The organism is Vibrio sp. JPW-9-11-11, from assembly GCF_013369335.1.
Taxonomy (GTDB): Bacteria; Pseudomonadota; Gammaproteobacteria; order Enterobacterales; family Vibrionaceae; genus Vibrio.
Map to the genome: position 1 here is coordinate 28,588 of NZ_SZQJ01000036.1, position 14,450 is coordinate 43,037.

Consider the following 14,450-nt stretch of genomic DNA (forward strand, 5'->3'; position numbering starts at 1 on the left):
GAAAAAATAAGGAGAGAGACAATCATGAATTCGCAGGCTCTACAACAGTTACGAGACTATTTAAACAGCCAAATCGTTGGCCAGAGTGAGCTGGTGAATCAACTCTTGGTTGCTTTGCTGGCAGACGGGCATATTTTGGTTGAGGGCCCACCAGGACTTGCCAAGACTCGCGCGGTCAAATCTCTTGCAGATTGCATTGAGGGGGACTTTCACCGTATTCAGTTTACCCCCGACCTACTGCCGGCAGATCTCACCGGGACCGATGTCTTCCGTCCGGAAAGCGGCGAATTTACCTTTCAAGCAGGCCCCATTTTTAACTCGCTTATTTTGGCTGATGAGATCAACCGCGCGCCAGCCAAAGTTCAAGCCGCCATGCTCGAAGCCATGGCTGAAAAACAGATAACAGCCGGGCGCAAAACCTACCCGCTGCCTGAACTGTTTCTAGTTATGGCGACGCAGAACCCGATTGAGCAAGAGGGCACTTACCCACTGCCAGAAGCGCAGCTCGACCGATTTTTACTCCACCTAGATGTGGACTACCCAGATGCCGACAGCGAACTTGAGATCTTAAGGTTAAACCGCGGTGAAGCCAAAGGTGATAGCCACCCTGTACCGCCAATGTTGAAACAAAACGATATCTTTACCGCCAGACAAGCGGTCCTTAATATCCATATGGCGGAAAGTATCGAACAATACATCATCCGACTAGTGATGGCGACGCGCAATCCAGGTAAGTACGATGAGCAGTTAGAACAGTGGCTTGAAATGGGCGTCAGCCCGCGCGCCACCATCGCTTTAGACCGCTGTGCCCGCGCTCATGCTTGGCTCAGTGGGCGTGATTATGTCGATCCACAAGACGTTCAAGCTATGGCCTATCCTGTCTTGCGACACCGCTTGCTGCTCAGCTACCAAGCGCAAGCACAAGGTGTGCAGCCGAATCAGGTCATCACGACGCTGCTTTCCCTCGTTGGCAGTGCTTAAGGGTGAGATCCATGCACACTCAGCTTCCACCTTATAGTGACGGCGTCAATCTAACCCTTGATGAGCTGATCTATTACAAGCAACAAGCTATCCGTTGGATGCCGCCAGGAAAAAGCCTGTGGTCACAGAGGCTTGGTCAGCATCACAGTCGTCAACTCGGCCGGGGTATGGATTTTAGTGAAGTACGTCAGTACCAGGCTGGAGATGATATTCGCGCCATCGACTGGCGCGTCACGGCCCGAACGGGTAAGCCTCATACTAAGCTGTTTAGCGAAGAGCGTGAAAAGCCCATCGTTTTGTTGATTGACCTTTCACCTAGCCTTTTTTTCGGCTCTCAACTGCTGTTCAAGTCGGTTCAAGTCGCGCATATGGCGAGCTTAATTGCTTGGCTAAGCGTGGCGCAGCAAGATAGAGTTGGCGCAGTCATCGACACTGGTAGCGAGCTTATCGAACTCAAGCCAACCGCGCGAACTAAAGGCGCTCTGGGCTTGATTCAATCACTCGTCACCCAGCACGCCATCGGCCTTGCGGCAGAGAAGCACGACTCTTGGCCGCTTAGCCATGCCCTGCAAGCGCTAAATCGTCTGTGCCCAAAAGGGAGTGAGATCATTCTATTAAGCGACTTTACTCGTTTGATACCGAAGGATGAACCTGCGCTTAGCCGCCTTACTCAACATAACCGCGTGCGCATGGTGCACATTTGCGATCCATTGGAGTATGGAGACACGCATTTTCGTGGTAGTGAGTTAGTCAGTAGTGCCAAAGGCAATCATTGGTTAGATTTTGCCTCTAAACTAACACGCGCCGGTATTGCCGACGCATTTGAGCAACAGCGCGCCTACTTAACGCAATTAGCCCTAACCATGGGCATCTCATTTTCAGCGCTCAGCAGTGATCGCACCCTATTAAAACAATTAGATGGATTTTAACTATGAGCACCGAGACTCAATCTTCACTTCTCCCCCTAAACGCGCTGCACTTACCGCCCCCTCCAAGCTGGTTCCCTTTGGCATGGGGATGGTGGGCTACATTAGCCGCATTTCTCGTTGCTGTGCTGATCGTCGTTGCGCTGATTCGCTGGAATAAAAAGCGCTTAGCGCCGAAAAAAACCGCCTTACGCTTGCTCGCCAATGGGCAAAAACCGTCAGAAGCCATTGAACTGGTGCGCCAGACCGCCCTGTGCTACTACCCAAGAGAAGAGATTGCACAACTAACGGGCAAGGAGTGGTACCACTTTCTTGATAGCCAAATGGCCCAACCTTGCTTTGTTGAACACTATGATGAGTGGCAACAAGCCCTATACAGCAAGCAGCCAGTCAACAATGCGCCGCATCTCATTCAACAGTGCAACGACTGGGTTTCCCAAGCACTACCGCCGAAAAGAGGGAGAGTTAAGCGTGGCTAACCTTAGCTTCGTTTGGTGGTGGGCATTTATCCTATTGCCACTACCTATTATTGTCTATCGACTCACGCCGCCAATTAAAAAGGCCGCGACGATTCATTTGGCTTATCTGCCGAGCAACCTCTCTCAGCGATCAGCAAGCCATTGGCTGATTAAGCTGCTTGCCGGCTGTTTTTGGCTTACCTTGATTACCGCGCTGGCTCGGCCGGTATGGTATGGCGACCCTGTCACCACCCAGCCTAAGCACCGCGATTTGATGTTAGTGCTCGACCTCTCTTACTCAATGAACCAACAAGATATGCGTCTTGGCGACGAGTATATTGACCGGCTAAGCGCGATGAAACAAGTCGTTAGCGACTTTGCTAAACAGCGTCAAGGGGACCGGTTAGGTCTCGTACTGTTTGCCGACCACGCTTATTTACAAAGTCCATTGACGCTAGATAGAACAGCCATTGCTGAACAGGTAGAGAGTTTGGTGCTGCGTTTAATCGGCGACAAAACCGCACTAGGTGACGGCATCGGACTCGCGACCAAAACCTTTATTGATAGCGACGCCCCGCAACGCGTCATTGTCCTGCTTAGTGATGGCGGCAATACTTCTGGCGTACTCGAACCCATCGAGGCGGCCAAGATCGCCAATAAGTATAACGCTACTATCTACACCATAGGCGTCGGTGCAGGGGAAATGATGGTCAAAGAATTTTTTATGACCCGCAAAGTCAATACGGCTCAAGACCTCGACGAGAAAAGCTTAATCGCCATTGCGAACGCCACGGGCGGCCAGTACTTCCGTGCGCGCAACGCCGACGAACTAGCAACCATCTACGACACCATCAATAGCTTAGAGCCGATCAGTGCGGCGACCCAAACTTGGCGACCACAAACCGAGTGGTTTACGCTACCACTTGGTTTGGCCTTTATTCTTGGTACCTTGATCCTAGTGATGAGGAGGAATCGTGTCTGATTTTACCTTGCTTTATCCTGGGTGGTTATTGGCCATTATCCCTTGGCTAGGGTTGATGTTTTGGCTCAAGCAATCGCGCGCGAAAGCCAGCTTAATCGCCCCGCATTTGGCACAAGCGATGAAGAGCGCTCACGCACCATCATCAAAAGCAGTGCGCTGGGCAGTAGCGCTGTCTGGCGTTATCGCCCTCGTCGCGTTAAGCGGCCCGAGTATCAGTCAACAAGAGCGACCAAGCTTTAGCAACAGCAGCGCTCGCGTTGTGGTTTTGGATATGTCGATGTCGATGTACGCCAACGACATTAAACCTAACCGCTTAACCCAGGCGCGCTTTAAGCTCACCGATCTACTTAACGGTTGGCAAGAGGGGATGACTGGACTGGTGGCCTACGCCGGAGACGCCTACCGCGTCACACCGTTGACGAGCGACACTCAAACCATCATTAACCTGCTGCCCAATCTCACGCCAGAACTGATGCCCTATCCTGGCGCCGATGCCAGCCGCGGTGTCGCACTGGCGATTGAGATGATGAACAATGCCGCGATAAACACTGGCGATATTGTTTTGCTCGCCGACGACCTCGATGATAGCGAGATGGAGCGAGTGGCAACACTGCTGGAGGGCTCCGCCTGGCGTTTGACTATTCTCGGGATTGGCAGCCGCAGTGGCGCACCGATTCAACTTAGTGATGGTCGCTTGATGGCACTGGATAATGGTCAACCCGTTGTGGCAAAGTCAAATTTTGACAACATGCGCGCACTTACTTCACAGCTTGGTGGACAGTTTATCCCCATTCAGCTCACCAACCGTGATGTCGAGCAGGTATTGTCTGTTACCACTGGGGTTGAGCAGGCACAAACGACGGCTTCAAGCCCGAGCCTCACCGAGCGAGTTAATCAAGGCTATTGGTTATTGCCCCTGCTGATCATCGCTTCTTTGGCACTGTTTCGCCGCGGTGTTCTATTTGGCCTATTGGTGATGGCAATACCATTGGTCTCCCCTCAACCCGCACTCGCATCACCGTGGAAAACCAGCGACCAACAAGCTTGGCAGCTCTATCAAGCAGGTCGCTACAGCGACGCTGCGGAGCAGTTTACGCAGAAACAATGGCGCGCCGCTGCCCATTACCAAGCTGGCCACTATAAACAAGCGATTGAGGCGCTAGAGAATGCCAGCGATATCGACAGCCGCTATAACTTGGCCAATGCGTACGCACAAGATGGACAACTTGAAACCGCACAGCAAATTTATCAAGACATTTTACAGCAGCATCCCGACCATCAAGATGCGCAGCACAACTTAGACGTGGTCAATAAGGCGCTGCAACAGCAACAGCAACAGCAACAGCAACAGCAACAGCAACAGCAACAGCAACAGCAACAGCAACAAGGTGAGTCTTCTCAACCAGAGAGTCAAGGACAAGATTCGTCGTCACAACAAGCAGGGGGCGAGTCCGCTCAGACCCAGCAAGCGAAAACAGAGCCAAGCGACGGTCATCCACCTCAGCAAGATCAAAGCGACGAGTCCGCCAGTGCTGAACCGCAAACACAAGCGGCTCTTGATGAACCAGAGTCTGAGCCTAACCAGACGCCCTCAAGTTCGAGTTCACCCGCAGCCCAAGCTGACTCGTCAGACAGCCAAGGTAATCCGCAAGGAGAGCCGAGCAGCAGTACCTCTATTGATCCCGACCTACGTAAGTTGCAGCAGGTTGAAGATGCACGAGATCCGAGCCGCTTACTGCGCGCGCAACTGCTGCTGCAAGCCCAGCAAAAACAACCTCCGCAAGGGACAGGTAAGAAATGGTAAGTATCCAATCCGTAACATCACATGCAGTACGCCTCCTTGCCTTCGCACTGCTGATGGTCAGCGCTCAAAGTTGGGCCACCACAGTCGTCGCTACGGTAAGCAAAAACAAAGTGGTTAAAAACGAAGTCTTTCAACTCCGCATCGTGGTCGATAAGCGTGTCTCTTCCGACGCCATCGACTTATCTGCACTTGAGCAAGATTTCTATATTGGTAAACCCAGCTTTGGTAGTTCAGTGAATATCATTAATGGTGACCGCAGTACGCGAAGTGAATGGAACATTAGTTTGGCCGCGCAGCGCTTAGGCATCGCCAAAATTCCTGCGTTTGTGATTGATGGTGCTCAATCTCAACCAATTGCGATTCAAGTCACCATGGACAGTGACCAACCTGTGCTGAGTGATTTGATTGAAGTCCAAAGCCATTTGGAGCGCACACAGCTTTATCCGAGTGAGAGTAGCGTGCTTGCGACTCGCCTAATCATAAAAACAGACCCGAGGCGACTACAAAACCCAGCCATAGTACCGCCGAAAGCCAGCGGCGTCTCGCTGACTTCCATTGGCGAAGCCAATCAATATCAAAGCGTTCTCGACGGCGTTGAGGTAACGATTGTCGACCAAAAATACCGCCTAACCGCCGAAAAAGCGGGGACGTTTGAGATACGTGGCATTGGCTTTAACGGCAGCATCGTTTATGGCGATAATCGCAGTGGCACCACAAAACTGGTATCGGCCAACACAGAGCCCGCTCGACTATCACTTGAAGTGCTGCCCGTGCCTTCTCAATATCAAGGGCAGTGGCTCCCCGCCTCTCAGTTAGAGCTCAGCCAACAGTGGCGGGACTCACAAGGTCAACCCGTCGCGACCGACGCCGTTTACACCACCCCTGTAGGTGAATCACTCAGTCGAGAAATTACACTGGATATTCAAGGACTCGCGTCGGAGCGTTTTCCCGACCTAGTGCTATCGGCTCCATCGAGCTTGCGGGTGTATCAAGAAAAGCCGCAGTTTAGTCAGCTCGACAATGGGTTAACACGAATGACTGTGAAGCAGGTTCTGATCCCACAACAATCGGGCGAAATCCGCCTTGATCAAGTGACGCTTAACTGGTGGGACAGCGTGAACAACGAGCAACAAACCAGTATATTGCCGGGGTTAACGCTCCAGGTTATGCCCGCAAAAGAGATCAACCAAGAGGTCGTACTACCTGCTGCTAGCCCAGGGCGCGCTGCTGAGATTAAAACCGTGTACGATGCTGGTTTTTGGCCCTATCTTACCGCCTTGTTTGCTCTGTTGTGGTTGACAACAGTGGGATTGGGCTACCGCATGTTGCGGAAAAACCCACATAGCCGCTCGCAGGGGCCAACACACCACCAAACGGACCCTTCGATTGAGCAAGCGTTGAGAAACCAAGATTTCGTTAATGCCAATTTGCTAATAAATCGCTGGTTGGATGCAAACCCAGATTTGGCGATCTCCACACGTGATGCCATCGGCCAACAGATTGCGCAAATGAACCAAAGTCGCTATAGCCAACAGGCCCATGAATGGCAACCCGATGGGCTGCTTAAGCTGCTGAAACACGCCCAAACCTGTAAGACCAGCAGTAAACAGCCCCCACTGGCTGAGTTGTAAACGAACAGGTCGCGACATGGCGACCTGTTTATTCGGTTTTTTTCTCCAGCAGAGAGACTGACCCAAACACTTGATTTCGTCCTTCGTGCTTGGCTTGATAAAGCCCTCGGTCAGCAGCGTTGTATAGCTGATCAAAATTAAACTTATCTTGGCTGACTTCAATCACCGAATACCCGACAGACACCGTTAGCGATGAGTGAATCTCGCTCTGGCTATGGGCGATATTTTCTTGTTCGATACTGGCACGAATACTTTCAGACAAAGTCGCCACACAATGTGGCTGGTCGGTAATCATCAATAGAGCAAACTCTTCACCGCCAATTCGGCAAAACACTTCACGCTCTCCTTGTGTATGCTGAGATAGAACACTCCCAACACGCATCAGTGCAATATCGCCCTGCAAGTGACCATAATGGTTGTTGTACAAGCCGAAAAAATCAATATCAACCAAGATTAACCCGTAGCAACGCGGTATGCGCTCTTGTTCAATACACAAATCTTCTAGCAATGAATCCAGCATTCGGCGGTTACCCAGCCGTGTGAGAGGATCGAGTTTTGATAGGGCGTCGAGCTGTTCATTGGCTTGTTGTAGCTCACGAGTACGTGCCTTGACCTCTTGTTCAAGGTTCTCATTCATTTCGTGGATCGCTTGCTGAGCACGGGTTCTCAGCAACACTTCGGTCAAGTTCGAGGCAAACATGCGGATCATTTCGCGCAGTTGGTGGGTGAGCGGCGTGCGTTTGAGTAAGTTATCAGCGGCAATAAAAGCGATGGGCTCGCCACTATTACTTACCAGCATGGTCATGGCTGTCCAGCCAAAACCGACAATATGAAAGTCATGATAAATGGGCACCGACTCTTCAAACACCACATCATTCGGGTTTATGCGCGCCGCACTGACAATTGAGCGATCAACGGTTTCCGAACGATAATATGACTCATCGACCACATTCCCTTGGATATCTGTCCCCCAAGTACCTTGCATATGAGTACAATCCTTATCGGTCAGAAACACTGCGAATCGGTCTATACCCAGTCGGTTAATCGCAAACGTCACCGCCGACTTACACACTTCACTAACGGTCATACAACGAGACAACTCGACCATACTGGTGTGCAACATACGCACATTTTGCTCTTGACGTTTGCGAATATAAATCTGCGCCAGTAGTGAGGCAAACGACTCCAACATCTGCTTTTGGTAGCTGGTGATAGGGGTACGGTTGATATAGTTATCCATAGCGATCCAACCGATGATCGCTTCACCATCGCGCAAGATCAACATTCCATTCCAACCCTGGCCAATCACGTTGCCTGCGGTATACAGCGGCGCGTCTTCTACGACGACTAAAGTCTCTTTGCCTTCAAAAAGCGCGTTAATGTACGTCTCTTCCAACTGGTGCAGATCAAACTGCGTATGGTGCTCACTGACGGTCTTCCCTTGCTCGTCCGTGCCGTAAGTCCCGTTAAAGCTACGTTTTTTAATATCGAGCAGCATGAAGGACACGCGGTCGAACCCCAATCGGTCGCGAATCACTTCCACTGCCTGTTTATACAGTTCATCTAAGTTAGCCGGGTTAGAGATTTCCACCGCCACCGCTTGGACCAACTTCATGTTATCGATAAACAACTCACGCTGCTTGATAACATCGAGATATTTGGCTTCTTTAATATCACGCTGCTTAAACTCTTTCGCCGCTTCGGTTTCGGCGCGGACACACTGCCAGCGCGCGGCGATGATTTGCAGAGCGTCCAATTGACGGCTCTCATTGAGAGTATCTAGTGACGATGCTTTGAGGCTCTCTACCACTAAGTAAATGCGCTTTCCCGGGTGGTTGTCGAGCATGAATATATAACTGTGCGCGCCCATGATGGTTCGGTAGCGCCACTGGCAAGTATTCATCGCCAGCGGAATTAAACCGTCCGAAGTGTCAAACTGGCACACCCAGGCCCAAAACGTCCCTGGGTAGTCGTTAAGGGAAGCGGGTTGACCATAAGCGTAGAGTAGCTCCGCTGGCTGAGCGTCCTTGGGCTCGGAAAAGATGGCCATATGCTTGGGCGTTAGCACTTGCTCAAGATACTGGAACAGAGCATTGGCCAAATAACGCTGATTTCTAGCTGACAAAATATCTTTGAGTAACGAACGGGGCAACATAGCGCGCGACTAAACCTTTGATGGATTCTGACAGATAAAAATTATCAGTTGGTGCTATGCAATCAAATGTATTTGTCATCGCCTGTTAAGTGACTCGCATTTTGCTGTGAGCAACTTGCCGAGACTTGAACAGAGCAGCAATTCACGCATTTTTATCCGCATGATTGCACCCTATATGTTGCTATTGTGCGTCGTCATCATCCACAATCTTTATCCAGTACCTGTAACGTGAGATGAGTCAAAAGGAAGGCAATGTGTTGAGGTGGCTATCCCTGCTGTGTTTATTGGTTTGTGCTCATAGCGCCGCGCAGGTCGATCTCATTAAGGTGGATAAATCTAAACGTAGGATGTATTTGTTCGACGGCCAACACGTCGTCAAAGAGTATCGGATTGCCCTAGGCAAACGCCCCAAAGGCCATAAGATTCGCGAGGGCGATAAACGCACACCAGAAGGCCGGTATTATCTCGACTTTGTTCTCGAACAATCTGAATTTTATCGCTCCATTCATATCAGCTACCCCAACCAAACCGACATCGACTACGCTACGCGGCTCAACCTCGACCCCGGTGGCGATATTAAAATTCATGGCTTGAAAAACGGGGAGCAGCGCCCAGCCAATTTTGTACAAAGCTTTGACTGGACCGATGGGTGCATTGCCATCACAAATCAAGAAATGGATGAGCTGCTGAGTTTGGTGACCATGGGCACACCGATAGAGATCGAGTGGTAGTGCCTTTAATGCGCCGTTTTTTCCCGAGTCACCCACCAGCACAATAGCGAGCCAATAGTCACCATCACCACACCTTGAAGAAAGCTTGGACTAAGCACCAACCCCAAGATCATTGACGAGATCACCGTCGACAGCACCGGAGTAAAATAAGATAACGTCGCCAGCAACACCATATTTCCGCCAATGATGGCGTAGTTCCACAGCGCATAACCACTGCCCATCGCGATACCGGAGATCAGCAGCAGAGACCCCGACTCTAAGTTGAGACTCATCCCCGTTTCATCACTCAATGCGTATTTAAGCCACAGCGTCATCGCAGTCATGACAAAGAATAGGGTAATCGCATTCTGCCCGTTGGCTATTCTCTTTGTGAGGTTACAGTAGATCGCCCATAAAAAGGCGCCCACAAACGCCATCGTATAAGTGGCGGGATTGGTCGCGACATTAGCCGCGATTTGACCGACGGTTAACCCTTGATCGCCAGTAATACTCCAAGCGACCCCAAAAAACGCCAGCGCGATACTTGGGTACACCCACAGGCTGGTTTTTTTGCCACTGGTCAACACCGCCAGCAGCACAGTTAACGCCGGCCATAAGTAATTAATCACCAGCATTTCTACCGCTTGTTGGCGCGAGTTTGCCATCGCTAAAGCAAGCGCTAAACAGATTTCATACGCGACAAACAGCCCACCACCTATCAATACATAACGCAATGAATAGTGACGGATTTTAGGAATTCCCATTACAAGTAACAGAAACAGTGAAGCGACGGTGTAAATAGACGCGGCGCCGCCAACCGGTCCGAGCATTTCCGTCACCGCGCGCGCGAACCCCATGACGCTACTCCAAAGTAAGATCGCCGCGATTCCTGCGAGCGTGAATTTATGTGCGCTTTTAATCATTATTATTGCCAACTAAAACAAAAAAGCCGAGCTCAGCGCTCGGCCTAGGTTGTAAAGAATCAAACTAGATAATTTCCCAGCTATGGGTCATTTCAACGCCTTTACCCAACATCAAGCATACAGAGCAGTACTTCTCGAGTGAGTCAGCCGCCACTTTGGCCACAATGTCAGGGTTAAGCTGGTCACCCTGTACTTCGAAGTGAACGTTCACACGAGTATAAATACGCGGCGCGGTGTCACGACGCTCTGTTGTGAGCTTAGCGACGCAACCTGTTACCGCTTGATTGGCTTCTTTCAGGCCGTCGACCACATCTACCGAGCTGCAGCCTCCAGCCGCCATCAAAACCATCTCCATTGGACTCGGCGCCGTTGCGCCGCCATTACCATCCATAACCACAGAGTGGCCTGACTGAGATTGGCCTAAAAACTTAAACTCTTCGACCCATTTTACTTCTGCTTGCATCTATTACTCTCTTTTAGCTGTTATTTTTCAGATCGTCGCTTGGAAAGACGACCCCCGTCTGGCGACGAATCTCTTCAAGCAATTTTGCCACAATTAACGAGCGCTGTGTGCAAGCATCATTCATTGCTTGCTGTTGATACTGCTGCGCAAACTCGAGTGCCTCGTAGTACATGGGATTAGCGTCTTGTTTGACACTCAAGTCAATCCCGATGTCGCTTCCTCGAGTGTACTTGGTAACTTTTTTCGCGGTCGAGATCATCTCAACCAACAATGCGCCCTCTTCACCTTGTATCTCACTCGGTAGATAAGAATCGCTGGTTTTAGAATGCTGCAGTACGACTTCAAAACCGTCGTAGCTCATGATCACGCTACCGCTACCATCAACGCCTGAGTCGAGCAGCTGCGCTTGTGCTTGCACTGAGGTTGGCGCACCAAATAGCTCGACCGCCGAACTCAAGCAGTAAAAGCCGATGTCCATGATTGACCCATTGGCAAAGGCTGGATTAAAGGTGTTAGGGTTGTCACCCGCCAGGTATTTAGGGTAGCGAGACGAATACTGACAGTAAGTGATCAAGGCTTTACGAACTTGGCCAATCGAACTTAATGAGGTTTTCAAGCGTTTAAAGTTGGGAAGATGCGGCGACATAAACGCTTCAAATAGAATCACATCGTTTTGACGTGCGACCTCAAACATCTGCTGCGCCAAAGCATAATTGGCGGCCATCGGCTTTTCGACAATCACATGCTTGCCCGCTTGCATCATCTCGATCGCCTGCGGTCCATGCAAAGCATTTGGGCTAGCAATATACACAGCATCGATGGCGTCAGATTGAGCGAGGGTTTGCAGATCATCAAATAGTTCTGGTGAAGCATACTTTTGCGCGAACTGCTGTGCACTCTCGAGCGAACGAGAATAGACACCGCTCAACTCGTACTTGCCCGACTTTAACGCCGCTTGAATGAATTGATCGGTAATCCAATTGGTCCCGATCACTGCTAGTCTGATCATATTTGTTCTCCCTAGCCCGAGCACAGGGCTAGGGCAAACCGTTTTATACCAATCGGGACAAGTCGCTGTGCAGATCATTGCGCAGTAAAATCGCTTAGAGCAAGGCACTGATTTTGTAGCGAGTTGACCTACCTACAAAATCTATAACCAAGCTATCAGCGATTTTAACCAGCAAGAATCACCAGAGACTTATTCTGATTGTTATTACACCGTCCAAACCACACGTATTGCCAGTAGGATCAATACGGCGCCCGACAAACGGTCGATTAATAATGCTTTAGCCCGGATTCTATCAATTAATTTGGGACTGGAAAGCAAAAAAGTGATGACGGTGTACCACAAACCATCGACCACTAGCGGCGTAGCCACAATAACACTTTTCGCGGCCACACTGTCACCGACCGCGACAAACTGACTAAACAGTGCGATAAAGAACAACGCAATTTTAGGACTGAGTAGCGAAATCAAAAAACCTTCGCGCGCCGATTGCCACACCGTTGTATGCTTCCCAGACTCCAGCCTTGCCGCCACTCCACCTTTAGATCGAAGCGCGTTATATCCCAAATAAGCCAAATACGCCGCACCTGCGTAACTGATGGTTTTAAACAGCAGAGGAGATTGTTGCAGCACAACGGCTAACCCAATCAAGGTGACAAATGCATAAATACCAATGCCGAAAGCGTGTGCCCACGCGGTCGCAAGCCCATTCAGCCTTCCGCCTGCTAAGCTGTGCTTGGCGACCATAGCCAAGCTCGGGCCAGGAGACATTGCGCCCAGCAAGCAGATTGTAAACAGTGAAAACCACACCGTGAGTGTCATACTATCTATCCTTTCATCGTCAACTAGCGTACAGCACGCCCTATCAACTCAAGATAACTGAGCTCAATAATGATTTGAAATCAAAGTTACTCATTTAAGTAATGATTTTAAATCATACCGATTGAGTAAGACGAGCTTTGCATCGCGTTGAGAACATTGTGGCGCATCCATTGGTGCGCTTTATCTTGGTCAAACTTAGGGTGCCACATTAACCAATAACGATGCGGCTCGCTGGTTACCGGTAAATCACGATACGCAAGTGGATAGTTGCGCGAGAGATTGCGCGCAATGTGTTCGGGCACGATCATCAGATAGTCACTCGTCAACAGTGCATTCACGGCCGCCGAGAAAAAAGGCACTTTGAGCGCGATGCGTCGTTGATAGCCCTGCTGCTTTAACGCAACGTCTGCGTGACTATCCTTATCTCCACCGCCGGTTACTTTTAAGTGTGGATAACCCACCAGACACTCACAAGTTAGGGGCGGTTCGCTATCGAGCGGATGCCCTCGGCGCATCAGACAGACCGAATTGTCTTGTCCAAGCGCGATACTGCTCAACTGCGATGGCGGCTGCGCCAGCATGGTCGAGGCTAAGTGAATGCCGCTCTGTTCAAAGCGGTCCAAATAATCGGGTTGCCAAAGTCGGTAAGCAATGTTGACGTGTGGCGCTTGCTCAACCATTACCGCCACCACGTCGGGGAGTATATATTGAGCCACGTAATCACTCGATGAGATGACAAATTCCTGTTGCCACAGCGCGGGGTCAAAAGGCTTGTCAGCCATCAACTGGTCAAACTGCTCGAGTAACTCACGAAGTTTCGGCTGCATTGAGACGGCTCGCGGTGTGGCAACAAGCTGGTTGCCTTCTCTGACCAGCAAAGGATCACCACATAAATCACGCAGTTGAGACAACTGACGGCTGACCGCCGACTGAGTTAAGTTGAGCCTCTGCGCGGCGTGACTCACATGACACTCCTCCAATAGGACGTGCAGCGAGCGCAGAAGATTGAGATTAATGTTATTGAGCATGATTGAGGGTATTGAAAAATTCAGTGAGGACAGTATGGGTCATAAGATGGCGTAACTCAGGAATTTGCTGCAGTTCGTCGCGAATCGCATTAAGTCGTGTCATGGTGTCGACCTCAACATACAACATCATATCGGTCTCGCCACTGATCGCGTGACACCACTTGACCCCATCTATCTGATAAATCCGCTCAGCATACACTTCGCAGTACTGACGAGAGCCCGACATGTCAAACTTGAGCGCCAAATAGGCTTTGATTCGCTCTTTGTCATTCTGCTGTGCGATGTCGGCATGGTAGCCCAAAATAACGCGTTCATTTTCGAGTTTTTGAATTCGGGCCGTGACGGCGCTGCGCGACAAGTTCACTTGACGGGCAATATCACTGACGCTAGCACGCGCATTCAGGGTGAGTTGCTTAATAATCTGTTGATCAAACTTATCCATTTCTTACTTCCTAATTGCCAACTTATCCTGTTGGTTCAAGGCAATGTGACACAAAACCCGCGCTCTGAAAAGCAGACAAATCGCCATTTGTCCCGTGAAAAAACGACAAAATGACGGCC

Annotated in this window: 14 protein-coding genes; 7 read left to right on the forward strand and 7 right to left on the reverse strand. The window is 50.4% G+C overall.

Annotated features, from left to right (window positions below; genetic code table 11):
* Window positions 1-24: 24 nt before the first annotated feature.
* Genes FCU94_RS16050 through FCU94_RS16075 form a run of 6 tightly spaced genes read left to right on the forward strand, consistent with a single transcriptional unit; the run spans window position 25 to window position 6,782 of the window.
* Complete coding sequence (locus FCU94_RS16050; RefSeq protein ID WP_176289485.1) at window positions 25-981, forward strand: AAA family ATPase; 957 nt, start codon at window positions 25-27, stop codon at window positions 979-981.
* Window positions 982-992: 11 nt separating this feature from the next.
* The gene (locus FCU94_RS16055; RefSeq protein WP_176289486.1) at window positions 993-1,910 is read left to right on the forward strand and encodes a DUF58 domain-containing protein; all 918 of its coding nucleotides are present in this window, start codon (window positions 993-995) and stop codon (window positions 1,908-1,910) included.
* Window positions 1,911-1,912: 2 nt separating this feature from the next.
* Window positions 1,913-2,386, forward strand: a complete 474-nt coding sequence (locus tag FCU94_RS16060; RefSeq protein WP_176289487.1) for a DUF4381 domain-containing protein — start codon at window positions 1,913-1,915, stop codon at window positions 2,384-2,386.
* A complete protein-coding gene (locus FCU94_RS16065) occupies window positions 2,379-3,347 on the forward strand; it encodes a vWA domain-containing protein (RefSeq protein WP_176289488.1) in 969 nt (322 codons plus the stop codon). The genes FCU94_RS16060 and FCU94_RS16065 overlap by 8 nt, the downstream gene beginning before the upstream one ends.
* On the forward strand, window positions 3,340-5,151 hold the full coding sequence (locus FCU94_RS16070; RefSeq protein WP_176289489.1) for a vWA domain-containing protein: 1,812 nt from the start codon (window positions 3,340-3,342) through the stop codon (window positions 5,149-5,151). Before FCU94_RS16065 ends, FCU94_RS16070 begins: the two co-directional genes overlap by 8 nt.
* Window positions 5,145-6,782, forward strand: a complete 1,638-nt coding sequence (locus tag FCU94_RS16075; protein ID WP_176289490.1) for a BatD family protein — start codon at window positions 5,145-5,147, stop codon at window positions 6,780-6,782. Before FCU94_RS16070 ends, FCU94_RS16075 begins: the two co-directional genes overlap by 7 nt.
* A 28-nt stretch (window positions 6,783-6,810) precedes the next feature.
* Here FCU94_RS16075 and FCU94_RS16080 read toward each other — a convergent pair whose 3' ends face one another.
* Window positions 6,811-8,937, reverse strand: coding sequence for a sensor domain-containing diguanylate cyclase (locus FCU94_RS16080; protein WP_176289491.1), 2,127 nt, complete (start codon window positions 8,935-8,937; stop codon window positions 6,811-6,813).
* 254 nt (window positions 8,938-9,191) lie between these two features.
* On the opposite strand from FCU94_RS16080, the gene FCU94_RS16085 reads away from it, so the two are divergent.
* The gene (locus FCU94_RS16085; RefSeq protein WP_369597265.1) at window positions 9,192-9,668 is read left to right on the forward strand and encodes a L,D-transpeptidase family protein; all 477 of its coding nucleotides are present in this window, start codon (window positions 9,192-9,194) and stop codon (window positions 9,666-9,668) included.
* Window positions 9,669-9,673: 5 nt separating this feature from the next.
* On the opposite strand, the gene yddG is transcribed toward FCU94_RS16085, so the two are convergent.
* The 6 genes from yddG to FCU94_RS16115 form a co-directional block, all read right to left on the reverse strand.
* Window positions 9,674-10,570: an aromatic amino acid DMT transporter YddG gene (gene yddG / locus FCU94_RS16090; protein WP_176289493.1), complete on the reverse strand. Its 897-nt coding sequence runs from the start codon at window positions 10,568-10,570 to the stop codon at window positions 9,674-9,676.
* A gap of 64 nt (window positions 10,571-10,634) precedes the next feature.
* Window positions 10,635-11,033 carry an OsmC family protein gene (locus FCU94_RS16095; protein WP_176289494.1) on the reverse strand — a complete coding sequence of 133 codons (399 nt, stop codon included), beginning with the start codon at window positions 11,031-11,033 and terminating at the stop codon, window positions 10,635-10,637.
* A 13-nt stretch (window positions 11,034-11,046) separates the two neighbouring features.
* Window positions 11,047-12,042 carry a Gfo/Idh/MocA family protein gene (locus tag FCU94_RS16100; RefSeq protein WP_176289495.1) on the reverse strand — a complete coding sequence of 332 codons (996 nt, stop codon included), beginning with the start codon at window positions 12,040-12,042 and terminating at the stop codon, window positions 11,047-11,049.
* A 204-nt stretch (window positions 12,043-12,246) separates the two neighbouring features.
* Window positions 12,247-12,861, reverse strand: a complete 615-nt coding sequence (locus tag FCU94_RS16105; RefSeq protein WP_176289496.1) for a LysE family translocator — start codon at window positions 12,859-12,861, stop codon at window positions 12,247-12,249.
* Window positions 12,862-12,968: 107 nt separating this feature from the next.
* Window positions 12,969-13,889 (reverse strand): LysR family transcriptional regulator, encoded by a 921-nt coding sequence (locus FCU94_RS16110; RefSeq protein WP_176289497.1) that lies wholly within the window; start codon window positions 13,887-13,889, stop codon window positions 12,969-12,971.
* On the reverse strand, window positions 13,879-14,331 hold the full coding sequence (locus tag FCU94_RS16115) for an Lrp/AsnC family transcriptional regulator (RefSeq protein WP_176289498.1): 453 nt from the start codon (window positions 14,329-14,331) through the stop codon (window positions 13,879-13,881). The genes FCU94_RS16110 and FCU94_RS16115 overlap by 11 nt, the downstream gene beginning before the upstream one ends.
* Between the last annotated feature and the right edge of the window lie 119 nt (window positions 14,332-14,450).

What these genes read in the sequence shown, in the direction of transcription:
- FCU94_RS16050 (WP_176289485.1), top strand. Translation starts at nt 25, where the DNA reads ATGAATTCGCAGGCTCTACAACAGTTACGAGACTATTTAAACAGCCAA.
- FCU94_RS16055 (WP_176289486.1), top strand. Translation starts at nt 993, where the DNA reads ATGCACACTCAGCTTCCACCTTATAGTGACGGCGTCAATCTAACCCTT.
- FCU94_RS16060 (WP_176289487.1), top strand. Translation starts at nt 1,913, where the DNA reads ATGAGCACCGAGACTCAATCTTCACTTCTCCCCCTAAACGCGCTGCAC.
- FCU94_RS16075 (WP_176289490.1), top strand. Translation starts at nt 5,145, where the DNA reads ATGGTAAGTATCCAATCCGTAACATCACATGCAGTACGCCTCCTTGCC.
- FCU94_RS16080 (WP_176289491.1), bottom strand. Translation starts at nt 8,937, where the DNA reads ATGTTGCCCCGTTCGTTACTCAAAGATATTTTGTCAGCTAGAAATCAG.
- yddG (WP_176289493.1), bottom strand. Translation starts at nt 10,570, where the DNA reads ATGATTAAAAGCGCACATAAATTCACGCTCGCAGGAATCGCGGCGATC.
- FCU94_RS16095 (WP_176289494.1), bottom strand. Translation starts at nt 11,033, where the DNA reads ATGCAAGCAGAAGTAAAATGGGTCGAAGAGTTTAAGTTTTTAGGCCAA.
- FCU94_RS16100 (WP_176289495.1), bottom strand. Translation starts at nt 12,042, where the DNA reads ATGATCAGACTAGCAGTGATCGGGACCAATTGGATTACCGATCAATTC.
- FCU94_RS16105 (WP_176289496.1), bottom strand. Translation starts at nt 12,861, where the DNA reads ATGACACTCACGGTGTGGTTTTCACTGTTTACAATCTGCTTGCTGGGC.
- FCU94_RS16110 (WP_176289497.1), bottom strand. Translation starts at nt 13,889, where the DNA reads ATGCTCAATAACATTAATCTCAATCTTCTGCGCTCGCTGCACGTCCTA.
- FCU94_RS16115 (WP_176289498.1), bottom strand. Translation starts at nt 14,331, where the DNA reads ATGGATAAGTTTGATCAACAGATTATTAAGCAACTCACCCTGAATGCG.